19 protein-coding genes and 5 pseudogenes are annotated in these 25483 nt (G+C 61.9%); 13 read left to right on the plus strand and 11 right to left on the minus strand.

Annotated features, from left to right (window positions below; genetic code table 11):
- Positions 1-44 precede the first annotated feature (44 nt).
- Positions 45-572, minus strand: a complete 528-nt coding sequence (locus AB4Y40_RS41385) for an RICIN domain-containing protein (RefSeq protein ID WP_368692783.1) — start codon at positions 570-572, stop codon at positions 45-47.
- A 346-nt stretch (positions 573-918) separates the two neighbouring features.
- A pseudogene (locus AB4Y40_RS41390) lies at positions 919-2005 on the minus strand (IS630 family transposase).
- 86 nt (positions 2006-2091) lie between these two features.
- Between AB4Y40_RS41390 and AB4Y40_RS41395 the strand changes: the two are divergent.
- Positions 2092-2979 (plus strand): LysR family transcriptional regulator, encoded by an 888-nt coding sequence (locus AB4Y40_RS41395; RefSeq protein WP_368692798.1) that lies wholly within the window; start codon positions 2092-2094, stop codon positions 2977-2979.
- A gap of 520 nt (positions 2980-3499) precedes the next feature.
- Here AB4Y40_RS41395 and AB4Y40_RS41400 read toward each other — a convergent pair.
- Entirely contained in the window at positions 3500-4705 is a 1206-nt protein-coding gene (locus AB4Y40_RS41400) for a hypothetical protein (protein WP_368692784.1), read from the minus strand.
- Positions 4706-4878: 173 nt separating this feature from the next.
- On the minus strand, positions 4879-5871 hold the full coding sequence (locus AB4Y40_RS41405) for a DNA-binding protein (protein ID WP_368692785.1): 993 nt from the start codon (positions 5869-5871) through the stop codon (positions 4879-4881).
- A 287-nt stretch (positions 5872-6158) separates the two neighbouring features.
- Between AB4Y40_RS41405 and AB4Y40_RS41410 the strand changes: the two genes are divergently transcribed.
- Positions 6159-6353 carry a type II toxin-antitoxin system VapB family antitoxin gene (locus AB4Y40_RS41410; RefSeq protein ID WP_028215418.1) on the plus strand — a complete coding sequence of 65 codons (195 nt, stop codon included), beginning with the start codon at positions 6159-6161 and terminating at the stop codon, positions 6351-6353.
- Entirely contained in the window at positions 6350-6754 is a 405-nt protein-coding gene (locus tag AB4Y40_RS41415) for a PIN domain nuclease (RefSeq protein WP_027820332.1), read from the plus strand. The genes AB4Y40_RS41410 and AB4Y40_RS41415 overlap by 4 nt, the downstream gene beginning before the upstream one ends.
- A gap of 57 nt (positions 6755-6811) precedes the next feature.
- On the opposite strand, the gene AB4Y40_RS41420 is transcribed toward AB4Y40_RS41415, so the two are convergent.
- Positions 6812-9280, minus strand: a complete 2469-nt coding sequence (locus AB4Y40_RS41420) for a DEAD/DEAH box helicase family protein (protein ID WP_368692786.1) — start codon at positions 9278-9280, stop codon at positions 6812-6814.
- Positions 9281-9360: 80 nt separating this feature from the next.
- On the opposite strand from AB4Y40_RS41420, the gene AB4Y40_RS41425 reads away from it, so the two are divergent.
- Positions 9361-10338: a site-specific integrase gene (locus tag AB4Y40_RS41425; RefSeq protein WP_368692787.1), complete on the plus strand. Its 978-nt coding sequence runs from the start codon at positions 9361-9363 to the stop codon at positions 10336-10338.
- 66 nt (positions 10339-10404) lie between these two features.
- Here AB4Y40_RS41425 and tnpC read toward each other — a convergent pair whose 3' ends face one another.
- Positions 10405-10776, minus strand: coding sequence for a Tn3 family transposase post-transcriptional regulator TnpC (gene tnpC, locus AB4Y40_RS41430; RefSeq protein ID WP_368692788.1), 372 nt, complete (start codon positions 10774-10776; stop codon positions 10405-10407).
- A 6-nt stretch (positions 10777-10782) separates the two neighbouring features.
- Positions 10783-11151: pseudogene (locus tag AB4Y40_RS41435) on the minus strand (Tn3 family transposase); the annotation flags it as partial.
- On the opposite strand from AB4Y40_RS41435, the pseudogene istA (AB4Y40_RS41440) reads away from it, so the two are divergent.
- The 4 genes and pseudogenes from istA (AB4Y40_RS41440) to AB4Y40_RS41455 form a co-directional block, all read left to right on the plus strand.
- Positions 11131-11856 (plus strand): annotated as a pseudogene (gene istA / locus AB4Y40_RS41440) (IS21 family transposase); the annotation flags it as partial. The pseudogenes AB4Y40_RS41435 and istA (AB4Y40_RS41440) sit on opposite strands and share 21 nt — an antisense overlap.
- Positions 11857-12076: 220 nt before the next feature.
- Positions 12077-13207, plus strand: a pseudogene (gene istA / locus AB4Y40_RS41445) (IS21 family transposase); the annotation flags it as partial.
- Between the two features lie 1524 nt (positions 13208-14731).
- Positions 14732-15358, plus strand: a complete 627-nt coding sequence (locus AB4Y40_RS41450) for an MgtC/SapB family protein (RefSeq protein WP_368692799.1) — start codon at positions 14732-14734, stop codon at positions 15356-15358.
- A gap of 23 nt (positions 15359-15381) precedes the next feature.
- Positions 15382-15651, plus strand: a complete 270-nt coding sequence (locus tag AB4Y40_RS41455; RefSeq protein ID WP_368692789.1) for a hypothetical protein — start codon at positions 15382-15384, stop codon at positions 15649-15651.
- A 483-nt stretch (positions 15652-16134) separates the two neighbouring features.
- On the opposite strand, the gene AB4Y40_RS41460 is transcribed toward AB4Y40_RS41455, so the two are convergent.
- Together AB4Y40_RS41460 and AB4Y40_RS41465 are read right to left on the minus strand one after the other, a co-directional pair.
- Positions 16135-18144 carry an ATP-binding protein gene (locus tag AB4Y40_RS41460; RefSeq protein WP_368692790.1) on the minus strand — a complete coding sequence of 670 codons (2010 nt, stop codon included), beginning with the start codon at positions 18142-18144 and terminating at the stop codon, positions 16135-16137.
- 260 nt (positions 18145-18404) lie between these two features.
- Positions 18405-18761: a response regulator gene (locus AB4Y40_RS41465; protein WP_368692791.1), complete on the minus strand. Its 357-nt coding sequence runs from the start codon at positions 18759-18761 to the stop codon at positions 18405-18407.
- Between the two features lie 382 nt (positions 18762-19143).
- Between AB4Y40_RS41465 and AB4Y40_RS41470 the strand changes: the two genes are divergently transcribed.
- A complete protein-coding gene (locus tag AB4Y40_RS41470) occupies positions 19144-20580 on the plus strand; it encodes a diguanylate cyclase (RefSeq protein WP_368692800.1) in 1437 nt (478 codons plus the stop codon).
- A gap of 591 nt (positions 20581-21171) precedes the next feature.
- Here the strand turns inward: AB4Y40_RS41470 and AB4Y40_RS41475 are convergent.
- Positions 21172-21387, minus strand: coding sequence for a hypothetical protein (locus AB4Y40_RS41475; RefSeq protein ID WP_368692792.1), 216 nt, complete (start codon positions 21385-21387; stop codon positions 21172-21174).
- 385 nt (positions 21388-21772) lie between these two features.
- Between AB4Y40_RS41475 and AB4Y40_RS41480 the strand changes: the two genes are divergently transcribed.
- The gene (locus tag AB4Y40_RS41480) at positions 21773-22042 is read left to right on the plus strand and encodes a hypothetical protein (RefSeq protein WP_368692793.1); all 270 of its coding nucleotides are present in this window, start codon (positions 21773-21775) and stop codon (positions 22040-22042) included.
- A gap of 353 nt (positions 22043-22395) precedes the next feature.
- Here AB4Y40_RS41480 and AB4Y40_RS41485 read toward each other — a convergent pair whose 3' ends face one another.
- Entirely contained in the window at positions 22396-22590 is a 195-nt protein-coding gene (locus AB4Y40_RS41485) for a hypothetical protein (protein ID WP_368692794.1), read from the minus strand.
- A gap of 212 nt (positions 22591-22802) precedes the next feature.
- Between AB4Y40_RS41485 and AB4Y40_RS41490 the strand changes: the two genes are divergently transcribed.
- The 3 genes and pseudogenes from AB4Y40_RS41490 to AB4Y40_RS41500 form a co-directional block, all read left to right on the plus strand.
- Positions 22803-23027 (plus strand): hypothetical protein, encoded by a 225-nt coding sequence (locus tag AB4Y40_RS41490; protein WP_368692795.1) that lies wholly within the window; start codon positions 22803-22805, stop codon positions 23025-23027.
- 801 nt (positions 23028-23828) lie between these two features.
- On the plus strand, positions 23829-24056 hold the full coding sequence (locus AB4Y40_RS41495; protein ID WP_368692796.1) for a hypothetical protein: 228 nt from the start codon (positions 23829-23831) through the stop codon (positions 24054-24056).
- A gap of 853 nt (positions 24057-24909) precedes the next feature.
- A pseudogene (locus AB4Y40_RS41500) lies at positions 24910-25350 on the plus strand (phage integrase family protein); the annotation flags it as partial.
- Positions 25351-25483 lie beyond the last annotated feature (133 nt).

Genomic DNA, 25483 nt, shown 5'->3' on the forward strand with positions numbered 1-25483 from the left:
TGGAAGCATCCCCGATAGCGTTTAGATCTGCTAGCGTCCTGATGCTACTTTCTTGCTGCCGCGAAGTGGTGCTCGTCTATTTCATCGTTATTGTGCACAACGCCGAGTTTTGGACTCCCTGACAGGTGCACGCCACTGCGTTGAAGTACATTCAGCGTCGGTACAGGCAGAGAACTCCACTCCTGGTTCTTCCCGCCATTGTACGGCCAGATCAGAACCGGATTTCCGGGGACTGTGATGCCGCCGGAATTGTCGAGAACCATGGTCGGATATTCGACGTTCGAAATGTACGGCGGGCGTCCCACCCAGTTCCACAGTTGGCTGTTTCGTCCCAGCACGAGGTCCGCAACAATTACCTGACCCTTCTGCCCATCGAATCCCTGAATATCAAGACATTTCGTCGGATCGGCGGCCAATGTGATGTAGCCGCTATTGGGATCCATGTTCCACTGGGATAGTTTCCCGCCAATACCGGCCAATTCTTGCAACGTGACGAGCGAGCCGGCAGCCGCGCTGGTTGCACCAATGCACAAGTTGGAATTTTGCAAACTCTGGATTACATATGCTGTCATATTTGCCTCCGGTTTTGAAAAGCCGACACATCCGGTAAAAGCCCGCCTTCTACCTCGGTCGGCAGATCGCACCAACCAGCATCCATATGTGTGCCCGAATTTGGCACTGGCAAATGCATATTGAGCAACACGAATCGAAAAGTCAGAGCAAGGCACACGCTGCTTGGCAAATGAAGTCTACTGAGAAGCGCACTTTTTCATGTTGACCGGAGTCAATGACACTGCTGAGCGCTGCATCGAGCCCTCCTACGTCAGGATCAAGGCTGCGAATTTCGTGAAACTTCCTCGTTGCGAGTATTTTTTGCATCAGTCGGCGGCTTAAGACTCGCTGACACAACTTGGACATCTAGTGTTCCGTTCCGCTGATTCGCGTACATAGTCTTTGTAGCTTGGCGAGGATGGAGTCAGCGGTAGCGGTTCACATGAATGGCTCGCAGTTCTGGTTGTAGTGGGAGACAAATTGATCGATACGTTTAACCAGTTGCTTGACCGAACCAAACGAACCACGGCGGATGGCCTTGCCGGTGATCAGAACGAAGAAGCGTTCGACCTGGTTAAGCCACGAACTGTAAGTCGGGATGAAATGCATATGCCACCGAGGACGTGCTGCCAACCACGCTTTGACCTTCGGATGCTTGTGGGCACTGTAGTTGTCCACGATGCAGTGGACGTCAAGGGCGGCCGGCACCGCCTTGTCGATTTCGCGCAGAAACGACAGGAATTCCTGATGCCGGTGACGCGGTTTGCAGGTGGCGAGCACTGCACCGTTGAGCACGTTCAGCGCCGCGAACAGCGTCGTTGTGCCATGGCGCTTGTAGTCATGAGTGACTCCTTCAACGTAGCCGAATCCCATCGGCAGCATGGGTTGCGTACGCTCGAGCGCCTGACACTGGCTCTTCTCGTCCACGCACAAGACCAGAGCATTCTCCGGCGGACTCAGGTAAAGGCCGACCACGTCGCGCAATTTCTCGATGAAGAACGGTCGAGAGCTTGAAGCTTTCGCTGCGATGCGGTTGCAGACCCAACAGCTTGAAGTAACGGTGCACACTGGTCGGCGAGATCGCTGTTTCGGCAGCAATCGTACGTACGCTCCAGTGCGTGGAGCCATCGGCGGGTTTGGTGTGCAGGGTCTTGTGAATCAGCTGAGCCACCCGCTCATCGTCGATCGTGCGCGGCTTGCCGCGGCGCACTTCGTCATAAAGTCCGTTGATGCGCTGATCCAGAAACCGAAGACGCCACTTCCCCACCGTGGCGCGCGTGAGTTGCAGGCGCTGCGCGATCGCACTGTTGGGCTCTCCGTCCACCGCCGCCAGCACGATGCGCGCCCGCGTGACCAGCGCAGCCGAAATCGAGCGAGAACGTGTGATCGATATCAGTTGCAAGCGCTCGTCTTCGTTCAGCACCAGTTCCGCCTTAGGTCGCCCCATCGACATGCTGATGTCTCCCGTTCCACTGACGTCAACATGCTACGCGAACATAGATTAATTAACAACGGAACGGAACACTAGACCTCCAGTATCTGTCGATCGTCATGGAAGTCGACCGTCTCGGCAGAGTGACGGCCGCTGCCGAACGCCTGAATGTCACGCAGTCCGCGCTGTCACACATGGTCCGGAAGTTCGAGGAGCGGCACGGCGTCAAGCTGTGGACGAAGAACGGCCGCGGATTGCGTTTCACGCACGCAGGGGAATATTTGCTAAGTCTCGCGGGACGCGTGATCCCGCAGATGGAACACGCCGAACGCACGCTGACCAATTTCGCCGAAGGTCGCCGCGGAGCGTTGCGCGTGGGAATGGAGTGTCATCCGTGCCAGAAGTGGTTGACGCGCCTGACGCCTCATTATCTCGCCGCGTGGCCTGACGTCGATTTCGACGTGCGCACCGCTTTCCGCTTCGAAGGCGTCGTTGCGCTGCTCGGCTACGAGATCGACATGCTGATCACGCCGGACCCCATCGACCTGCCTGACATCGCTTTCGCACCTGTTATAGACTACGAACTGATGCTCGTCGTGCAGGACGCGCATCCGCTTGCCGCGCGCGAGTTTGTGCTGAAGCAGGATCTGATGAACGAGGAGCTCATCACCGTTCCCGTCAGCAAGGAGCGTCTGGACATCTTCACGCGGTTTCTCGTGCCCGCGCATTGCAAGCCGAGGTATCACCGGACGGCGGAGGAGACAGAACTGATGCTGCAACTCGTCGCGGCCGGACGCGGCGTCGCGGTGTTGCCGGACTGGCTTGTAGCGGAAGAGGGCGAAGGGTTGGCTGTACGGGCCATTCGTCTGGGCGAGCCGGGTATCAGCAAATGCATCAATGTAGGTGTGCGGAACGGAGAAGAGGAAATCGCTTACATCGCGGGGTTTCTCGACCTTGCGCGAGAGCTCGGCGCGACGTGTAGTCGTCACGCTTAAAGCGAAGTACGTTGAGGCTTTGGAACCTCGTGGTTCGATCCGATGCACATACTTCTTTACTCAAGCTGCTTGTTGCGGTGTGGGTAACTCGAAGACGTTGTACAGGCCCCTACCACTCGGCCATGGGGAGATCGCTCGCTGCTGTTCGGGATCCGGACGGCAATCTGGTTGACTTCTTCGCGCCGGTCAGCGCGGAGGCACTCGCAAGTACATGAAAGGGATGCGGCAGCGGGTTCCGCTGCCGCATCCCACTCGGTGTCCGACCGCTGTCCCTCCTTCCCCCAAACAGCGCAGTGCGCCTCCGGCCGCACAAGTGAGTCCCTACTCGCCTCTCCCGCAGACGCGGTGACGTCATTACCAGGTTCATCTTGGGGGGCGAACAAGGTAAGCACAATTTCCTATCATAGGCGTTCAAGTTATTATGACTTGGTCAAGTCGCCAAAAATTGGCATATATGCTGGGCCAACTGGGCTCAGAGTTCATCCGAGATTTGCGGAAATGATTCAGCGGGCCAGGGAGGCTAAGACTTGGGTTGCCACAAATATCCCGCTTTTTGCAACCGGGCAAGCCAGGCTCCCCGCTTGCCATGACTCGACATCAATTGCGCCAGACGACGCCGGAATACGGCATCCCGCCTGGCGTTTTCATACGCTTCGGCGAGATCCTGCAACTTCTGGAATGCCTGATCGTAGGCGCTGCCCGTTGTGCGTCGCAGTTGTGCATCGATGCTTGACCACGCCGTGTCTTCCTGCTCGAGAAGTGATGTGAGGTACCGTGTGCGCTCCTCACGACGACGGACCGCGGCCGCCTGGCGTGCTTCCTGCTCCTTTTTTTCACGGATGGCACGATGAGAGGCAACCCTTGATTCGATTTCGGATATTCGACGGCGCCTGGGCAAATTCAATTGCTTTGCATTCCTACCCTTCTCCCATTTGAGAAAAGCGTTTCGAAGGGTTCGCTCCGCTTCACGGCTGCGCCCCTGTAGCAGCATGCGCAGTTTCGCCCGCATTTCCTCAACCGGCAACTTACGTAACCAGGGATCAAAGCGACTGTCTTCGCTCCCACTGGATTCTGGGGCCAATAGTGACGGGCTGGCCTCGGCTGCGGCGGCGAGCCAATCCGCATCCAGCATCAGAAACTCGGCCAGTGCTACCTGTGCGGGCGTCAACGCCTGTAATCCCGCAGGCACCGGCGGTTCGATTTCATCATCGTGTAGCTCATCATTCCCGAGGCGGGCAAGCCACCCAAGATAAAGCGGGCGAGCATCGCCGCCGAGCAGCTCGTCGCGTACAGGCAGCAGGCGCGTCATCCACCCCGCACCATCCATCTCCTCCGAGAAGCGGGCGTGTTCGCCCGAGTCATCGTTGAACGACCAGTCGAGGAGGCACCAGTCATCGACGTCCATGGCCTCGAATGCCTTCTCGAAACGGGAGCGCCTCTTTCGTCCAGTCTTGACGTAATCGCGGATGGTCGCCGCGTCAAACGTCCCGTGCGGCAGGCGAAGAAGCAGGCGGCAGCTCCCCCAGTTGGAGGAGTAGACGTGGGCATCGAAATATTGCTGTACCCACTCGAGCGGGTCGCCCTTGAGGTTTCCCCAGTGATATTCGTTGACGAAGCTTGAGGCGGTGATCGTGGCCCGCGTGGAGAAAGTGCGCAACTCTGCCTGCTGGGTCGCCGTAAGCAGCTGGTCGACGCATGCAAACTCGTAGTATTGGTATTCGCTCATGCCAGATTCCCGTCGCGAAGCGCATGGAAGAGAAGAAGGTGAATGTGCTGGTGCGCAACCCGCCGGAGCCATGAAACTCCGGGCCGACGCGAAAGCCGGAATGCTTCATGGCAAGCGCCGAAAGGCGTGCGCGTTGCCATTCTGACTTCCTTTCGGCACGCGATGCGGCGCTTTCAGCCAGCCGCGTCCGCGCCGCCCAACCGCATCCGGTAGTCCACCAGGAGCTGCTGCTGTGCTTCGAGCTGCGCGGCCAGCTTCGTGAGGTCCGCGCGGAGCGAGTCGCGAGCCTCGCGTACCTGGAGCAGCTCGGCTGCCCGCGCATCGGCTGCCGACTGCGCTGCGTCGCGCTCGGCCTCGGCGCGCGCCCGATCGGTGAGCGCACGATTGAGGGCGGACTGCAGCGCCTCGCCATGTGCCTGCTGATCGCGTGCGAGCCGGGTCGTGGCCGTCGCTTCTGCGACGAGCCGCGCGTTGTCCCGGTTCAGCTGTGTGATCTCGTTCTGCCGGACGATGGCCGTCTGGTTCGCCTGGCGTAGCTCAGCCTGCACCTGCTGGACCTGCTGCTCATGTCGGTGCGCTTCCTGTTCGCGCTGCTCGCGCGCGGCCGTACGGAAGTGCTCAAGGGCATCGCGCGCATGCACGAGCTTGGCCTCAAGCGACAGGCGGAAGCCTTCCTGCTCGGCAAGGCGCTCGGTCTGGTCGCCAACCTGCTGGGTGAGCCGCTCGACGTCCAGGTCGCGCTGATGCAACGCCACGCGAGTCCCGGCGTGCGCCTCCTGCTCCGCGCAAAGGGCGGCGGTCGCGCCAGTGAGTTGCTCCCGCACCGTGGCCAGCTCAGCGCCGAGCCTTGCGATTTCGGACTGCGCCTGCTGCTGTTGCGCGGCCGCAGCGGCGGCCTGCTGGTCGACGAGGGCTTGTGCTTCCTCGTGCAGGCGGGCTGCGAGCCGGGCTACCAGATCCTGGATCGCGTCCGAGAGCGACCCGGCGCGTGTCAGTGACGCGCCCTCATCTTCCTCCAGTTCCTTCAGGTACCGGTGGATCGTGGTTTTCGAGCCCGTGTTGCCGAGCGCGATACGTATCGCGTCGATCGATGTGTGCTGCCCCTGTGCGAGCAACGCGTCGCGGGCGCGCTTAACGTCCATGCGCGTAAGACCGGTGCGGGCCATCTGCTTCCTCGCTCGAATATCGTACTGTATTACGTACCATGTATATACGTATCACTGCACGCGGTCAAGGGCGGCCGGATGTGGGTGTGGCTGGCCTGCGATAAAGGGGGATTATTCAGTGTGATGGTCCGAATCCGGCTTGTTCCGCCGGACAACGGTACGAAATATGGAAATTGATGATCTCCGGGGGATTGCTGGTCGAATCGGGATGTCGCAACCCGGAGCGTGGACCACAAGCGTTTGATGTGTATAATTCAATTGTTTTATACACATTTACGAGGCGCGCCATGCGTACCAATATCGAGATCGACGACCGGTTGATGGCCGAAGCGCTTGCCGCAACGGGCATCCGGACCAAACGTGAAGCGGTCGAGCTCGGCCTGAAAACGATCATTCGGCTCAAGCAGCAGGAGCAGATTCGCCAGTTCCGCGGCAAATTACCGTGGGAAGGCGACCTGGATGCCATGAGGCGCGACCAGTGATACTCGTCGATTCAAGCGTGTGGATCGACTACTTCCGGGGGCTGGCTTCACCCCAAGCCAGCCGACTGGATGCCCTGCTGGGCCGGGAGGTGCTGGTCACCGGCGACCTGATCGTCGCCGAGGTGCTACAGGGATTTGCCGCCGAGTCGGCGTTCAATACTGCCCGGCAGCTGATGACGACGCGATTCGATGTCGTCTCGCTGGTGGGTCCGGATAACGCCATTCAGGCGGCCCGGAATTACCGCATCTTGCGAGCGCAGGGCGTAACGATCCGCAAAACCATCGATACGCTGATCGCGACGTGGTGCATTGAAAACGGTGCGCCGCTGCTCTTCAGCGACCGGGATTTCGATCCGTTCGTCGAGCACCTCGGTCTTCAGTCTGCAATGCGCGACGACTAACGTGCCGGTGACAGCAAACAGCAAGAAACGAAACGGAATACGAATTCACCACCGGTTTCAGGCCAGCTGCAGCTGGAGATCTTCTCCGGGCGTGCGGACCTGATAGCCCATTGCCCGGTAGCCGCGCTGGCGTTTCTCCCACATGCGCTGCAGCACCGGGTGGCCGCCATCCACATAATCGATCACCCGTACGCCGGTCTTGCCCGCATGCTCGCGGTGCAGCCGACCAGCGTATTGCTGCAGCGTGCCCCTCCACGCAACCGGCATAGCCAGTACCAGCGTGTCCAGTGCCGGGTGGTCGAAGCCTTCGCCTACGAGCCTGCCAGTCGCCAGCACCACGCGGGGCGTATCCCCGGCCAGCGCGTCAAGGGCCGCCAACTGGGTGGCGCGCGCTTTTCTGCCGAGCCGTCCGTGAAGCACGAACAGCGACTGCACCGTGTCTTGCAGCATCTGCTGGAGGCTTTCGAGATGGTCCGTCCGCTCGGTGAGTACCAGCACGTTCCGCGCCTGCCCGTACTGTTCACGTACAGCCGCCGCGATCATCTGCGTGCGCGGGGTGTCCTGCGCGAGCTGAGCGAACACCGCCTGGATTGGCGCGTCGGCCGCGACGTCCACTGCGGCGGTGAGCCTGTGCGGGAATACCTCGAGCATCTGGGGCGCGCTGGCCGGGGATTTCGCCGCATGCCGGATCGGCCCGCACAGCATGAACATCACCGGTTGCTGGCTGTCGCGCCGCACGGGCGTGGCAGTCAGACCCAGCACGTAACGGGCATGGACGGCCTTGAGCACCGCCTCGAAGGAATCCGCCGAGACGTGGTGACATTCGTCGACAATGACATGGCCGTAACGCCGCAACAGCTCGCCGCGGGCACCATCGGGCGCCACCGACTGCAGCATCGCGACGTCGATCCGGCCGGTCGCTTTCGACTTGCCGCCGCCAATCGTGCCGATCGCGCGCGCGTCGAGTGCGAGAAACGACTGCAGGCGTTCACGCCACTGGTCAAGCAGCTCCCGGCGGTGCACAAGCACGAGCGTGTTGACGCCACGCTGCGCGATCATCGCGGCCGCCGTCACGGTCTTGCCGAACGCCGTCGGCGCATGCAGGATGCCGGTGTCGTGTCGCAGCAGGTCGGTAACGGCCGCCTGCTGGTCATCGCGCAACGTGCCGGCAAACGGAACTGCAAGCGGCTCGCCGGTGCAGCGCTCGTCGCGGACGTCGCAGGCGATGTCGTTATCGCGCAGTAGCGTCATGACGTCGTCAAGGCATCCGCGCGGCAATGCAATGTGGCGCGGGCAGTTCTCGGCGCGCCCAATGATGCGTGGCTTGTCCCATACGCTGAAGCCGCGCGCCTGGGCCCGGTAGAACTCCGGATTCTGGAAGGCGGCCAGCCGGATGAGCCGGTTGAGCAGTGCCTGCGGAAGCTGCGCCTTTTCAAGATAAAGCTGGTTCGCGAGCGTCAGTGTGAGCGACGCCGGCATCGTTCCGGCCAGCCGCTTCGGCTGCGCGGGCGCTGGCTTCCACGGTTCGGCCTGGTCCTCCTCGGCGATGAACGCGACGTCGAGCGGGTGCGCACCGCCCGTGGCGCGAAAGATCACCCCCTCGATGTCGCGGCTGTCCATGGTTTGCACGGACGCGAGATACGACCACTGATCAGCGTACGGCTGAAAGCCGTCATCGACAAACACGCTCCAACCATGCTCGCGCGGGTGCTTCTGCAGCGGCAGGGCAATGAGGTTACCGAAGCCGCCTTTGGGCAGCACATCCTGGTTCGGGAAGAGCCGGTCATAGGACGTCAGTTCGAGCTGACGGGTCCGGGTACAGGTGTGGCTGATGATGGCTGAGCCCATCCGTCGCGCGTCACGTGCAGCAACGGCCGACGAGAAGAAGATCCACGCGTGAGCGCCGTTGCCTGAACGCGAGATTTCGAGCGATACGGGCACATCCATCTCGAGGCAGGATTGCCGGAATGCCTGTGCATCTTCACGCCAGCCTTCCTCGTCGAAGTCGACAGCGAGCAGGTAGCAGGTGCCGTCCGGCATCAGTGGATAGAGGCCCACTGTGCGATCGCCGGCCAGGTGCGTATAGACGACCTGGTCGTCCAGCGTCAGCAGTACACGATGCCCGCAGTCGGCGCACCGGATGCGGGGCTTTTCGCAGATTCCGGCGCGCCATTCGTTGGCGCACGCCGGCGCGTAGCCGGATTTTCCGGAATTGCGGCTTTCCCAGCGTAGCGGATAGACATCCGTGCGGCCGCGAAACAGCCGCCGGAAGAGCTGTACCTTCTGCTCGGGCGAAAGTACGCGGGCGCCCGTATTTCGCACTGCTGGCGATGGTTCGTTCCGGGCCACCCGCACGGGCTTTGCCTGTGCCTGCAGCGTTGCCGGCAGCAAGGCGGTGAGCCGCGCGATTTCGGCCTGCAGGCGGGTGAGCTCCGCGAGCAGTTCCTCGCGTGTGAAATTTTCCCAGTCTGCCTGTAGCAGCTTGCCTTCGTTCATCGCTTCACCGGCCGAAACCCTGGCTTCCATCGAGCACGCCGGCTGGCGCACACGTTCGTTGTTGCATATCATCGTCTCCGATACAGATCACCTGATTTTACCCACGAGCCATGTCTGCCATCGATCGCTACGTCCAAGCCGCGACGCGCGAAAACACCCGGCGCAGTTACCAGTCGGCGCTCCGGCATTTCGAGGTTGAATGGGGCGGTTTTCTGCCCGCGAGCGCTGACATGATTGCGCGGTACCTTGCCGATCATGCAGAAACCCTGTCGGTCAATACCCTGCGCTCGCGGCTTGCAGCGCTCGCGCAATGGCATCAGACGCAGGGTTTTCCGGATCCGACGAAGGCGCCGCATGTACGCAAGGTCCTCAGAGGCATCGTCGCGCTACATCCCGCAACCGAGAAGCGGGCGAAACCCATGCAGCTCGCGCAGCTCGAAAAGCTCACGGCCTGGCTCGATCAGCAGATCGCCAGGGAAGCCGACGGGCGCGAGCGCCTCGCGTGCATTCGCAACCGGGCGCTGGTGCTGCTGGGTTTCTGGCGCGGCTTTCGCTCGGACGAACTCAGCCGGCTGCGAATCGAGCACATAGCCGTTGAGGCGGGCCGCGGCATGACGTTGTACCTGCCGCGCACGAAAGGCGACCGCGCGCAGCAGGGCACGACCTTCAAGGCCCCGGCGCTTTCACGCCTGTGTCCGGTGACGGCCTGCGAGGCGTGGATTGCGGCGTCCGGCCTGACGGAAGGGCCCGTGTTCAGGAGCATAGACCGCTGGGGAAACATCAGCGACGAGGGACTGCATGCGGGCAGCTTCGTGCCGCTGTTGCGTGCGCTTTTCCATGCAGCAGGCCTGGCCGCGCCGGACAGCTACAGCAGCCATTCGCTACGGCGGGGCTTCGCAACGTGGGCCAACTCGAACGGCTGGGATCTGAAGATGCTGATGCAGTACGTTGGCTGGAAAGACGTGCGCTCTGCGATGCGCTACATCGACGCCGCCGATCCGTTCGCGCAACACCGCATCGAATCGGCACTCGCAACACCAGGCATGGCCGTGCAGGAGCTACCGGTCATCGCATTGCCTGCGCCATAACCGCTGGATCGAGGCGTTACTCCACATCCCGTGACGGATGCGTACCGGGGGAGATTCGCTGCACGCTCAATCGCGATCCGGGTCTGCCAGATCTTCATGGCGGAGCGCTTCGAGTGGGCGCAGCACATCACGGATCGATAAAAGTCCGGCGACATAGTGATCGATCTGGTCAAGCACGTCCTCGATCTGCTCGACAATCGACACGTCCCGGGTTGTTGCCGCGAAGTTCGCGCCGTTGACGAGTGCATGCACGATGCCATGCAGGCGCAACAGATCGTCCCGCAGGCCTTCCGGATCGTTAAGGCCTGTGCGCAGTTCGTCGAGCGTATCGACCGCATCGAGCACCCGCGTCGTGTCATAGCGCGACTGCAATCCCTCCAGTGCGGCGGCATCAACTTCACCGTACGGGGTGGTGGTCACCGCGGCTCTCGCACTCATCCAGCGTTACCTCATTTCGTCGTGAGGCCGGGCCGCCCGGCCAAACAGGGCATCGTTGATCCAGCTTTCGGGCGGACGTTCCAGATGCAGCCGGTAGCGCCCGAAGCGGCGAATGTTGTGCGTCGCATATGGGCTCACGAATTCAATGTCCTCGTTGCGGACCTTCTCGCCCTCGGCCACCATGTCGCGCAGGGCCCGCATCATGTCCACCGTGTTCTGCAGGATCACGGCCGATGCGATGAGGTCATTGTAGCGTAGCCGTTTTTGCTGCTCTTCCGGCTCATTCTCCGCGATCACATCGCCGCCGAACGACAGCCATTTCGCAAAGCCGTTGTACGACTCTATCTTGTTGGTGCTCGCAGTCACGTTCTGACGCCGTTGCGATTCGAGCTGGGCGAAGCGTTTCAGTTTGACTGGTCCGAGGAAGGACTGGTTGTCGGCGGCATTTACCGCAAGCTGCAGGTTTCCCACATGAAGCTGTGCGCGTCGCGGGCGTTCTGGCTCGTGGCCTACCCGAGCCAGGGTCACGAGATGCTGTTCGATGCGCATACGCGCTCGTTCACGGCCTTCGGCGGGGTGGCCCGCCGTGGCATCTACGACAATATGAAGACGGCGGTCGACAAGGTCCACAAAGGCAAGGGCCGCACCGTCAATTCGCGCTTTGCGGTGATGTGCGCGCACTACCTGTTTGACGCCGACTTCTGCAACGTGGCCAGCGGCTGGGAGAAAGGCGTCGTCGAGAAGAACGTGCAGGACAGCCGCCGGCGTATCTGGATTGAAGCGCGCGAGCGGCGATTCGGCAGTTTCGCCGATCTGAATGCATGGCTGGCGAGCCGCTGCCGGTCGTTGTGGGAGCAGGTGAAGCATCCGGACTATCGGGAGCTGGGCATTGCCGACGTCTTCGAGCAGGAGCGCGCCCATCTGATGCCGATGCCGACACCGTTTGACGGTTACGTTGAACGCGCGGCCCGGGTGTCGTCGACGTGCCAGGTGGTGGTCGGACGCAACCGCTACTCGGTACCATGCGAATATGCGGGCCAGATGCTCAGCACGCGGCTCTATCCGGGCCGCGTGCGTATTCCACGCCAAACCGAACGCTGATTCCACGGCAAGCCGAGCACGGATTCCACGGCAAGCCGAGCACGGATTCCACAGCAAAGCGAGCGCCGATTCCACGGCAAACCGAGCAGGGATTCCACGACTGCCCGAGCGCGAATTCCACGCGTAACCGAGCAGTAAGCTGGAGGGACGGCGACGCGGGATAACCATGGCACTCTCGACGATTTTGTCGGGCGTGCGAATGTCGAATAAAAGGTTATCCATGCGTCAAATCAAGGAAGTGCTGCGCCTGCGCTTTGTGTGCGAGCGCAGCCAGCGCGAGATCGCGACGACGATTGGCTTGTCGAGCGCAACGGTCTGGGACTACCTGGATCGTGCCCGGCGCGCGCAACTGGACTTCGAGAAGGCGATCGCGTTGGACGAGGCGGCGCTTGAGGCGCTGCTGTTTCCGCCGCCACCGTCGTTAAGCCGTACACGCCCGATGCCCAACTGGCCGTTGGTGCACCGTGAGCTCGGCAGGAAAGGCGTAACGCTCGACCTGCTCTGGAACGAGTACAGGGGCCAGGAACCCGAAGGCTACGGCTATAGCTGGTTCTGCAAGCATTACGAGCGATGGGCGGCAGCCCTGCCGGTCACGCTGCGCCAGACACATACGCCCGGCGAGAAGCTGTTCATCGACTACTCGGGCAACAGACTGGGGATCGTTGATCCGCACACTGGCGAAATCCGCGAGGCGGAGTTGTTCGTCGCGACGCTCGGTGCGTCCAACTACACGTATGCCGAAGCCACCTGGACCCAGCAGCTCGAAGACTGGATCGGCTCGCATGTGCGCGCATTCAACTTCATCGGCGGCTGTGTCGAGATCCTGGTCCCCGACAACCTGAAGTCTGGCGTGCATAAGGCCGACTTCTACGATCCGGTTCTCAACCGCACCTATGGCGAGATGGGCGCCCATTACTCCATGGCGATCATCCCGGCCCGCAAACGTCGGCCCCGCGACAAGGCGAAGGTCGAGCAGTCGGTACTCCTGGCGCAGCGCTGGATTCTGGCGCGGCTGCGCAATCAGCGGCTGTTCAGCCTCGACGAAGCCAATCGCGCTATCGCGGCACTGCTCGTCGACCTGAACAACAGGCCGTTCAAGAAGCTGCCCGGCTGCCGCCGCAGTGCCTTCGAGGAGCTTGATCGCCCGGCACTTCGCCCGCTGCCAGAAAGGCCTTACCAGTACGCGCAGTGGAAGGTTGCCCGCGTCGGCATTGATTACCATGTCGAGCTTGACGAGCACTTTTACTCCGTCTCGTACTGTCACGCCCGCGAACAGGTCGACGTGCGCCATACGAAGACGACTGTCGAGATCTTCCTGCGCGGCCACCGGAGAACGTATACGACGCGTGCGGCGTGGACCTTCGAGGTCGAGTCCGCGTGGTCGCGATTCGCAAAATTCCAGTTGCTCAACCGCCTGAACTGGGCACAACTCGGCGAAGCCCTCGCAATCCGGCCAGCAATCAGCACGAGCGACGGTATTGACCTCCGGGCGGCAGATGCCTTCGATCTCGTCAGGCTGGCCGATACCCTGCAGATTGCCCGGCACGATCTTGAGAATTCATTCTGTACTGCGAATCGCTTCGATGCGCTGCTCGACGCGGCGAGCCGGTCCCTTCGCTTCTGCCAGATCTGCGCTTCGGCAGGCTTTCATGCAACACTCTTCCAGTTCACGGCGTTCAGGTGTTGCCCCATTCACGGATGTCCGCTGCGAGACACCTGCACCGGCTGTGGTCAACCACTCTCGTACCGCCTCCAGACGGGGTTCGTGCGCCGGCCATACGCCTGCCACTCCTGTGGCCTCTCCCTGCTCGCCGCCATGTCGCTTCGTCGCCTGCACGCGAAGACAGGGATCGACACAGCGGGGCTGGATCGCCTTCGTGCATGGCATCATTACTTCATCCGCTATGCGCAACTGCTCAGCCCCGGAAGGCGGTATAGGCGCGACGCCGCAGGGCAGTATCTCCCCAGCGACGAAATCCAGTCGCATTCGAGCATTCCCCATCGCCTCGCGTTTATCGGCGAGCTGCAGCAAGTTCTTTCGCTGCCGCCGCTCATGCCCCGCGTATCTCCCGTGCCTGACACTACCCTGCGAGCCAGGGGCGGCCCGCGCGCGTCGGCGTTTCGGCCGTCACGCTGCGCGTGGGCGGCCAGATGGCCACATGTTGACCGCATATGCATCATGCTGCATACAGGCGGATACGCAGAAGCCGCAGCCGCCGCCTGGCACGTTTCATCCGCCCCGTCCGGCCGGGAATCGCTTCCGCACATCATCTGCCTGACCGCAGGCTGCTGCTATTCGACGGTACAGTGCCGGCACGGTCGATCGCCCTGCTGGGTTGGCGCCTGTCCTGGGAGCAGCGCTTCAGCATCCAGACGCTCATGCGCTGTCAGGCAGAGTATCCGCCTTTCGGGCTGCTTGAGTGGCTGGCGTTCATGCCTGCGCATTTGCCACCACCCAGGGCACGTGACCGGGAGGACTGGCTGCTTCGCCATTTTATTCATGCACTGGATGAAACCTGGCGAGCATGGCGCGCAATCGCATCCGGCATGCAGGAAGGTGGCGGCTACGTCATCTCTCCACTGCTTTTCCCCACGCGCCTGCTCTGGACGGACTACCCCGACGACAGGGATGCCCTGGGCCTCGCGCGTTTGGGCGGGGCATGTCGTCCCGCGTCGCAGGCGTCCGGTGGACCCTGACAGGTCTGGATGAACACTGTTCCTGTGCGCGATCGCACTGGCCCCGCGGTAAGCGGCGTAGCGCTTATCCTGCTGTCGACACCATTGTCACGCCAGTGTCACAATCCGTTCATTGACCGGTGGTGCCGGCTTCGTGAACTCCTGCTGGGTCGAAAAAATGATTGGCAATTTTGAGCTTCTGTCTCGCCTGCTGATGGCTGCGCTGCTCGGCAGCGTGATCGGCTTCGAGCGCGAGCGGCTGAACTGGGCGGCCGGTCTGCGCACACACATGCTCGTCTGCGTCGGGGCCGCACTGATGATGCTGGTCTCGGCGTTCGGTTTTGCCGACGTGCTGGGCGAGAAGAACGTCGTGCTCGATCCGTCCCGGGTCGCCGCCCAGGTGGTTTCCGGTATTGGCTTTCTTGGCGCGGGGTCGATACCTCTGCGTGGTGAGGTAGTGCGCGGTCTGACGACAGCGGCGAGTCTCTGGTCTGTCGCGGGCATCGGGCTGGCAGTGGTTGGTGGCATGTACACGGCCGCGATCGGAGCCACGGCCATCATCATGATCATCCTGGTGGGCGTAAAGCCTCTGGAGCGGTGCTTTATTTCCGTGCGCCAGCAGCGCAGCATACAGTTGCTGGCCGAGCACGGTAGTGTCTCGCTGGATAGCGTTCACCAGGCAGATGACGCCGATCTCGACGATGTGCAGATCGCACTGTCGCGCATGAGCGCGACCGAATATTCGGCGATCTCCGCGCGGCTGGAAGCCATGTCGGGTGTGCGCGAGTGTCGACGCGAGAAATAAGGCGACAAGGCGGGGAGACAGTCGTGACACAAAGCTACGACTACGAAGGCCTCAGGCTCGAAATCGCCGTCAAGCCCGACATCACCAGACCGAGCGGCCTCGAGCCTGCAAGGCCAGGGTACGTCGCCGTCGTCAGGATATTTCAGAAGGCCAACACCGTCGCGGTGTTTTCCCCCTTGCGCTTTGGGGAAGCGGGTGGCCGGCCCTTCGCTACGGAGGCGGATGCGCTCGCGGGCGGATACAGCGCGGCGTGCAGGATCGTCGACGACCTGTTCTGTCATGACCGTCATTGAGCGCGGATGGTCAGGCGAGCGGCTCGCGCGCTGGTCACTCGATGCAGCCTGCGCGTCACCGTGGTGAACCCGCACATGGAAAAAGGCCAGCACGGAGAGCCCGCCATTATCAGCGTCACTCCTGTTCAACTGCAGGTCAACGTCACTGACCGTGTGGTCGGGCACGTGAGCAGGCGTCAGATCCGGGAACGCGGCGCCCACCTGGGCACGCGTCTCGCGCGATCGCTCATGTCGAAGCTCATGACGTTCCCGTTTCCGACATGGGCTCGCCGCCTGTCCTGCATCGATAGCGAAGTTGCCCGCGCGTATCGATCCCGTTATCCACGATCCCGGTCGTCCGGATCAGTTCGTTCTGCGAAGAAGGCAATTCGTCGTTCCCGGATGTCACCTCTTCGCCTTCATGCCCATTGGCACATACAAAGTACCTGCGTTTCATCGCCGTCGCCTCGTGGGTCTTTTCGGTCAAATGTGTGAAGAAAGCCCTCATCCGCCGGCTGCGACCAGTCGCAGGACTTCTTCTACCGGCACAGGCTTGACCAGATGATGGGCGAACCCTGCATGACGTGTGCGCTCCCTCTCCTCCGGCTGGCCGTAACCTGTAAGCGCCACGAGTATGGGGCGTTCGACGGATACCCGTTCCGCAAGCTGCCGCGCAACGTCGTAGCCGCTCATGTCCGGCAACCCGAGATCAAGGAGGATGATCTCCGGGCGGAAACCGGCGGAAACAATCTCAAGTGCCTGCCTGCCGGTGGTAGCGATGCGGACATCGTGACTGTCGAGGACCTGCGCAAGTGAGAGCGCGGCGTCGGAGTTATCGTCGACGATCAGCACGCGTCGAGGCGGCGATGCCGGTTCAACGTCGGCCGGTTCGCTTTTTTCGCACCGGGCGGGCGGCTCATTGCACAAGGGAAGGCTGACCGTAAAGCGACTGCCGCGTCCCGGCCCCTCACTCGTGGCGTCAATCGTTCCGCCGTGCATGACCATCACCGAGCGCGCCACGGACAGCCCGATGCCCAGTCCTGCCTTGGCCGCCGCGCCGCCATCAGGCGCCTGTCCGAACATTTCAAACATCGAGGGAATGAGCGACGGCTCCATGCCGATCCCGTCATCCTCAACGGCGATCGAGACGCGGCCTGCCGTGCTACTTACGCTGACACGGATGTGGCCGCCATCGCCTGCGTACTTCACGGCATTGTCGACCAGGTTTGAAAGCACCTGGGTGATGCGGATCGGGTCGCCCCGCACGAACAGCGGCGCCCCCTGAATGCCGAGGACTTCCAGCTGGTGCCGGTGTGCGGCCGCAGCCGGCGCGTGGATCTCGACCGCACTCTCGATACAGGTTCGAACGTCGAAAGTCTCCTCGCTCAGGCGGAGCTTTCCTGCAGAGATCCGTGACAGGTCAAGCAGGTCGTCGATCAGGTGGGCCATATGCCTTGCGTGCCGCTCGATCACATCCCGAATCCAGCGAAGCTGCCGGGGATCGGTTTCCGGGCGGCTCAGCAGATGCGCGGCATTGAGAATGGGCGCGAGCGGATTCCGGAGTTCATGGGCGAGCGTCGCGAGAAATGTGTCCTTGTGCCTGTCCGCATCTCTGAGTGTCTGCTCGGCGCTGACGCGACCGGTGACGTCGGCCAGCGTCCCGACGAGAACCTGTCTGGACCCCGACGCATCGTTCATGAACCGCGCCGAAATTTCGACCATGCAGTGAGCACCCGTCTGGATTTTCCGGATGCCGACCACGACGTGAAATTCTCCTGACGATTCCTGCGCCGTCTTGAGCATGTCCCGCAGACGCGTAACGTCCTCAACGCGGGTAACGGTTGCAACAAATTCTTCCTTCCCGAGCGGCCCTTTCGCTGCGGGCTGACCGGTGATCTCGTACATTCGCGCGTTTTCCCAGACAGCAGCGTCGGTTACGGGATCCCATTCGAAGATTCCCAGACCTGCTGCCTCGGCGGCGATGCGCAGGCGTGCCTCGCTCCTGCGCTCCGCAGCAAAGGCACGATCCCGTTCGCCCAGCGCCTCGTCAACGCGCCGATCCAGCTGCGCCTGGTACTGCCTGACGGCTCCGCGGATGGTGTCGCTGAAGAACTGCTCGACGGCTTCGTGGAGGGCGGCCTGGCCAGCCCGGGTTGGGGCTTGCGCGAAGTAATCGCGCACGAACGCCTGAACGCACCGCTGCAGCAGATCGAGTTCGAGATAGAGTTCGTCGAGCGCAAAGCCCTGGCGCCAGCGCTCACCAGCGTGGAGGCGCGCCCCGTGAAGGGCACGCATGACAACGTCGTCCGGTGCGGGTTTATGGCTTAGCAGCGCGCACAGCTCATCGAACAGGAGGGGAAGCTGGTTCATCAGGCCGACCACTCCCTCGCGGGTAAGCGGGCGGATATGCATCTGCTGGCTCACCATCCGCAGCCAGCGCCGCGTCAGTTGTGCCCGCCGTTGCATCAGGTAATCGGCTAGCCGTGCGCCGACAGGATGGTTCCCATCAGTCATGGTGCGGTGCTCTCGTGTGGTTATTTGATGTTTTCAGCGTCCAGCGCACATTGCTCCAGGCGGTAAGGCAGCGCCAGTGTTGCCAGTGTAATGGTAGACGCCCGGCCCTGCGGTCGCCCGTAAATTATGTGGAAAGCATGAAGTTCAACGCACGCGCGTTCCGCGCGGGAACGTGCGTGCGCGCAAGACACCATCAAAGGGCACGGGATAATGGATACACCGGAGGACGGCAGCCCTAACTTGTGTGGCACACCGAGCCGTTAGCTGCCGGGTGCAGTGTACTGGTGGAGCAATTCGAGAAGGCGTGCTGCGGGGAACGGCTTGCGCAGGAACGCAGCGACCGGCAGCCTGCCGGGCGCTGCGGCGACCGCCGAGCTCAGCACGACCGGCACGCCGGCAAGTCCCGGATCCCTTGCCAGCGCGCGAATGAGCGTTTCGCCGTCCATCACCGGCATCATGTAGTCGGTCACGACGATGGCCGGCCGCTCTGCGCGGGCACAGCGCAGCGCCTGCGCCCCGTTGAGCGCCTTGATCGCATGAAAGCCGTCGGACTCGACGAGCGCGGCCAATGCGTCCAGCAACCGTGGGTCGTCGTCCACCAGAAGTACGGTCGCCAATCCGTTCCCCCATTAATCTGAGCATAGGCAGCAATGCGCGTACCCAAGCCGTCGCTGAGGGAAACGCGGCGCCGCCAGTGAGCCAGAATGGAGTCCTGGTGTCTGCGCACAGGTCTTTCGTTTCGCTGTTGGCGATGAATGGTTGACGGTTTCTATCCGGCAAAGGGGAGCTTATCGCGCCCGGAAGATAAAATACGTGTGGCGCGAAGGCGCCGTACCGACAGGCTGAATACTTTCTGGAGGCCGCATCGCTGACGACGGAATCGATCAGCGGTCGTTGTGGAGACCAATGCCAAAGAACGAAAAACGCTCACGCTCCCTGCAATTGGCACAACGGCTCTCTCGCTGGCTATCGGTGCCATCCATCGTCATTGCTTCCGGGATGGTAACGGCCCTTTTTATGACTGCCCTGTGCGCCGCATCGCTCTACCAGAGCCGGCTGGACGCCATGGCGCGCACATCGGAAACTTCGCGCAACCTGGCCGTCATGGCTGAGCGTGACATCGAACGCAATTTCGAGCTGTACACCCTGTCACTGCAGGCGGTAATCGACGGTGTGAACGATCCCGAGATCATGCAGTCGGTGCCGCGATTGCGGCACGAAATGCTGTTCGATCGCGCCGCAACGGCCACCTATCTAGGATCGATCCTGGTACTCGATGCTGCGGGTAATATCGCGATCGATTCCGGGAGCGACGTGCCGCGCAAGGCCAACTTCGCCGACCGGCAATACTTCACGGTGCACCGGGACAACCCGAAGGCTGGCCTTTACGTCAGCGATCCCTATATGTCCCGGCTTCGTGGCGGTTCGCCAAGCATCGCGCTCAGTCGCCGGATTTCGCGGCCGGACGGTTCGTTCGCGGGCGTCGCCATGGTCGCGGTCGATCTCGAATATTTCCACCAGTTGTTCGCCGGACTGTCGCTGGGCCCGCACGGGTCCGTCGCGCTGATCGGTCGGGACGGCGCGATGATCATGCGACAGCCCTACGACCGTAAGGTCATTGGCCGGAATATCCGGGATGCCAGTACGTTCCGGCAGTTCATCGCAGCACCGGAAGGCAGCTTCTCCGACACCTCGACGATTGATGGCGAGCAGCGGCTGTATTACTTCAGGAACTTCCCGCATCTCCCGCTCATCATCATGGTGGCCGATGCTCATTCCGACATCTACGCTGCGTGGCGACATCGTGCACTGACCATCGGCTCGCTGATGGCGGCTTGCGCTCTTGGCTTCGTCGGTCTTTCCTGCGCGCTGGGCGCGCAACTGCGCCGCCGGATGCGCGCGGAGTCAGAACTGGCTATGCTGGCCCGCACGGATGGCCTGACCGGACTGAACAACCGCCGCACGCTCGGCGAGATCCTGGACAGGGAATGGCGTCGCGCCAGACGCACGCGCAACATGTTCTCGCTGCTGTTTGTCGATGTGGACCGGTTCAAGGCATACAACGACACCTACGGGCATCAGGCAGGCGACGATACGTTGGCCGCTGTGGCCAGATGCATCGGCGAGAACATTCGCCGGCCAACGGATAGCGCTGCCCGCTATGGCGGCGAAGAATTCGTGGTCGTGCTGCCAGACACCGACCCGGAGGGCGCCGCGTCGATCGGGGAAAAAATCCGCGCGGCGATCAGCGATCTCGCGATCGAACATGCCGGCAGCGAGTATGGTCGTGTCACTGCCAGTATCGGTGCGGCAGCCTGGATGCCAGACAAGGACGAAGACGTGACCGCAGTCATTCGCGCGGCCGACGAAGCACTGTACAACGCGAAGGCGACGGGTCGAAACAAGGTTGCGCTGTCCACTGCACCTGCGGCGTGATCTGCACCAGCAGGGACTTGCGATCTCCGGCAGCCCGACATAAGGCCGTATTGACTGCCGTTGCCCTGGCAAGAGCACAACCGGGTTTCCACCGCTCACAGGAGAACGTATACGACGCGAGCGGCCTGGACCTACGAGGTCGGATCTGCGTGGTCGCGGTTCGCAAGATTTCAGATGCTCAACCGCCTGAACTGGACACAACTCGGCGAGGCCCTGGCAATCCTGCCAGCAATCAATACGGGCGAGGGTATTGACCTCCGGGCGGCCGATGCCTTCAGGCTCACCGACCTGGCCGACACCTTGCATATCGGCCTGCACGATCTTGAAAATTCGTTTTGCACTGCGAATAGCGGCGATGCGTTGCTCGACGCGGCGAGCCCGTCGCTGCGATTCTGCCTGATCTGTGCTTCGGCAGGCTTTCATGCAACGATTTTTCAGTTCACCGCGTTCGGGCGCTGCCCCATTCACGGATGCGTGCTGTGCGAGGCCTGCACGGGTTGTGGGCGACCGCTCCCATACCGCCTCCACGCAGGGCTCGTACGCCCTCCGTATGCCTGCCCGGCCTGCGGCCACTCCCTGCTCGCCGCAGCCTCACTTCGTCGCCTGCACGCGCAAACCGGTATCGACGCTACGGGGCTGGATCGCCTGCGTGCTTGGCACGACTACTTCTACCGGTACGCACAGCTGCTCGGCCCAGGCAGGAGGCGTATCCGCGATGCGGCCGGACAGTACCTTCCCGGCGACGAAATCCAGGCGTACTCGGATATTCCCCGTCGCCTCGCGTTTATCGGCGAACTGGAGCGACACCTTCGCAGTCCGCCAGAGTTGCCCAGCGTCGATCCCGTACCTGGCGCCAGTGCACGAAGCGGGGGCGGCTCTCGTCCGGCAGTGCGGCAGCCGGCGCGCTGCGCCTGGGCAGCCGATTGGCCACACGTCAACCACACATGCGTCACGCTGTGCGCCATTTATAGAAAGATCCAGAAAAATCGTGTGTGCCGTCTGGCGCGTTCAATCCGGCCCGTACAGCCAGAGGACGGGTCCGTTCGCTATTCGCCCGAATTCGGGTTGTTGCTGTGCGACGGCAATACCTCTGCCCGATCGATTGCCCTGCTGGGATGGCGCCTGACCTGGGAGCGGCGCTTCAGACACTCACGCGCTGCCAGGGAAATTATCCGCCTTTTGGATTGCTTGAATGGCTGGCCTTCATGCCCGCCCATTTGCCGCCCTCAGTCGCCCGCAGGAGTGGCTGCATCGCCATTTCGTTCACGCACTGGGTCAAACCTGGAACGCGTGGTGTGCAATCGCATCCGGGATGCAGGAAAGCGGCTGCTACGTCCTCTCGCCGCTGCTTTTCCCCACGCGCCTGCTCTGGCTGGATTTTCCCGACGACATGCATGCGCCGGAGGTTGCGGATCCCCGCACGCGTGTTGCCCTGCATAGAGGAACTGCAAACGACACCTGACATGATTTCGAATGCGGCGCCAGTCACGCTTATTGTTGCCTCAGTCACGCAGCCAATGACTGTATAGCGATGCATTCCAGAATGCGTCTCGACGATGTTACGGGCGCGTTCAGCATGAGAAACATCGTCCGCGCACCGTCGGCGAAGGTGCGTCGCCAACTCGCGGTATCGGTAAATGCCGAAATGGCCGATCGTTGCGCTCGTGCTAGGATTTCCCCAACAGGGGAGGAAAAGCGATGGCAGTACACGCTATAACTGCGGTTCGGATGGACGGGAATTCGCAAAGGGTCACACACGTGCTTTGGGGCCAGGTGTCCGTGAGTGGAGAACAATTTGAGGTCGCTCCGCACCCATCACCTGTAATCGAAGTGGCGGATGCACTGGCTAAGGGCGACACCGTCGTAACGGTCTTTCCACTGGATGGACAGCGTGTCGCCGGCCCGGAGGTCCGACGCGTTATCGACGAGGCTGGACGCGAAGGCATTGAAATGGTGGTCGCTGATTCCGATGCGGGTCGAACGCTCGCGGACCTGCCACGGCTTGATCACGAATAGAACGCTAACCGGGTCGGCTCCATCGGGCGCAGTACCCCCGCCCATGTACTGACGCCGAGCACTTGCCTTGAGTGATTCGGTCCCCGTCGATGGGAATGCGGTTACCTGTTCGGATACGTCCTTTGATGCCTATCGCGGCTCGGAATTTGCGCATCGAAGGACATTCCGTTGGTAAATCTTCCCGCCGGCGGGAAAGGAGTTAAGTCATGAACGACCGAACCATTTGCATAGGCGCACAGGAATACAAGGTGACCGCTGTGTCGAGCGGTCTGGGGCGCTGGATTGCGCGCATCGTCCACACTGACCACGCGGCTTGCCCGGCCACCATGGAGGTTGCCGATATTCAAGGTGACTTCGGAACGGTTGAAGAGACCCTTGATTCCGGCGTCCGCCTCTGCAAGCACATGGCGAAGCGTTTCGCGGTGCAATAACTGCTCAAAGGCCCCACACGCTTGTCTCAGATGAACACGCTTCACCTCCCGCGCAGTCGATGCGCTCGATCTCCGCGATGATCAGAGCCTTGGCTCGCGCCTCGGTGTCGATGGCTTCCACCATAGCGCAGGCCACGGACACAGAAAGGTGTTGTGAGGCACTGAAAGGCTTCGAACGCGTAGCAGGCAGCGGCGAGTGCCATGTCGCCAGGTGCGAGTTCTGATCGTCTTGCGTGGCCGCCTTCCACCTGCCGCGCTCGTTCGGCTAGCACATCGCGCTCTGCGTCGCTCATCCTTTGCACAGGTTTGCCAATAATCTCTGAGGTCGACTGCGCGACCGCACCTGTGGGTAAGTTCGCGGGAGTTTCCAAACCTGCACGCTCGTAAGGCTGCCTGGGTGTAGACTGAACTGGCTCGACGGGTGCTGCTTCCACCAAGAGGGACGCATAGCCATTGTTGCCATCCCGGGCGTGCGTCGGCACCTCATAAGGAGGTGGCAACTCGTCGAGCCATGCCTACACTTCGCTGCCAGACTACATCTTGCCCAGCACAGTGGGAAGCTCAGTTCGAAGCGGTCCGCACCAGCTGCGGCAGCAGGAGCACCGGGAGCCGCGTAGAGCGGCGCCAGAATCGGAAGCAGCGCGCGCCAAGGGCACGTCTCGGATATGGGGCGTCCTTGTCAGCCCGGTGCGGGAAGTCGATTTCAGCACATGCATAGCATTACGCGGACACTTGCATTTTGTGCTGCGCATGTTATTTGCTCATCGCCTTTCGTCATGCGAAAACCTTCCGGAGCCAGCCATGCAATTCATTTTCCAGTCCTGCCTGATCAGCGCGAGCGCAAGCATCGATGACGGGAGAATCGTGGCGAGTGCGAGAATCTTCGTTCCGGCGTCAGATGGTTCACTCGAAGACGATGTTCACGACCTCTGCCTCGATGAAAATTTCATCGACGAGAATGAGGCTCTGGCTTTTGCGCTCGAGCGTGCAGTGGGCTGGGTTGAAGAGCACTGTGTGAGCGAAATGTAGTCCGCGCATATCTGCCCGTGCCCGCATGATCGAGGCACTCTTTGCAGCGTGGCCCGCGCTCAGTTGAACCGGCGTCGAAATGCGGTGGCTCATGGAACCAGCGCGGGAACGCGCATAGCAGACACCAAATTCGCGGTCGACGAAGGCTCGCAAGAGTTCGATCGCCGATCAAGTCAAAAATCGAATCACCGGCGCCCGAGAGCCCGGGCGCGCTAACACCGCACGATCCCGCTCTCGCCTTCCTCCAAGATGCCGACAGCCGCAGTGCAGGCACATCACATGCTCGACGTTGGATTCACAGGACGGCGAACATGCGATTGGCCCGCTCTATGCACCCCCGCAGCCCCACGCACCGGCAAAGCGTGACGGTATGGATCGCGCTCTTCGCCGTTCCGCGAACAGCCGCTGCGCCGAATCCCGGAGGTGCGCCGCCGATATTGTCGGTGCAGCGCCAAGTCGACGGGCCTGGTCCACCCAGTCAGCAAGGAGCAGGTCAATGTTCGCATCAATGAAATCGGCAAGAGTCATACGGCATCTCCCGGAAGCGGACATTTGCTACAGCCCTCAGCGCGGGCTACACATCAGAGGGCAATTCCTTCGGGCACCAGAGCGCTGCTATTTGTTTCGATAACGGCAGCTGCAACGGCCGCGGCGCGGCTACCCGCCTCAATGCAGGGTCACGCTCTATTCAATCAGCCAGTGGCGTACGGCACGCAGCGAACAGCTTCGACCAACGTTTGCGTAGCATCGGCATTCTGTGAAGCGAGGAAGCATCGAAGGACGAACGGAAACGCAGCTGGACCGATAACTTCTCTTATCGGTCCAGCATCAAATCTGGACTAAACTGGCGGTCATGAAAACGCATGAGACTGAACCCGTCCGGTTCCCCGACGACGCCGAACTCGCTGCACTGCGCGCGTGGTATGCCGGACTCGACGCCCGTACGGCTGTCGCACGCTATCTGGGCGAGCGCAAGGCGCCGGGAATGTCTGCTCGCGGCGTGCTCGGACGCATCCGGCGCGCACTGGTCGCATTCGCGACGAGTCGGCACCGTCCCGACCTGGCACAAACATTCGATGCGCGACCGGCAGCGTCGGCTGATACCGTCGCGCACACGATCGAGGCGCTGCGCCGCCTGCCGGCACCGGAGCCGCACATCGCCGACGAGATCGACCGATGGTTGGCGCCGCGCGTCGTGGCCGCCCTGCGTGCGCATGGAATCCGGACCCTCGCGGACCTGACCGTGCGGATTCCGCGCCGGCGGCGCTGGTGGACAGCGATCGCCGGACTCGGCACGGCAGTAAGCGATGAATTCTCCACACCGAATGTAGAATCGTTCGCAACCAGCGGGCGAGCGTAGCTGCATCGCGACGGTCGCGATCGACCGGCGATGTCTGCGTCAGGATGGTGAGCCTGTGCGTCGGGCT

It is taken from the genome of Paraburkholderia sp. EG287B, from assembly GCF_040965595.1.
Lineage (GTDB): Bacteria > Pseudomonadota > Gammaproteobacteria > Burkholderiales > Burkholderiaceae > Paraburkholderia.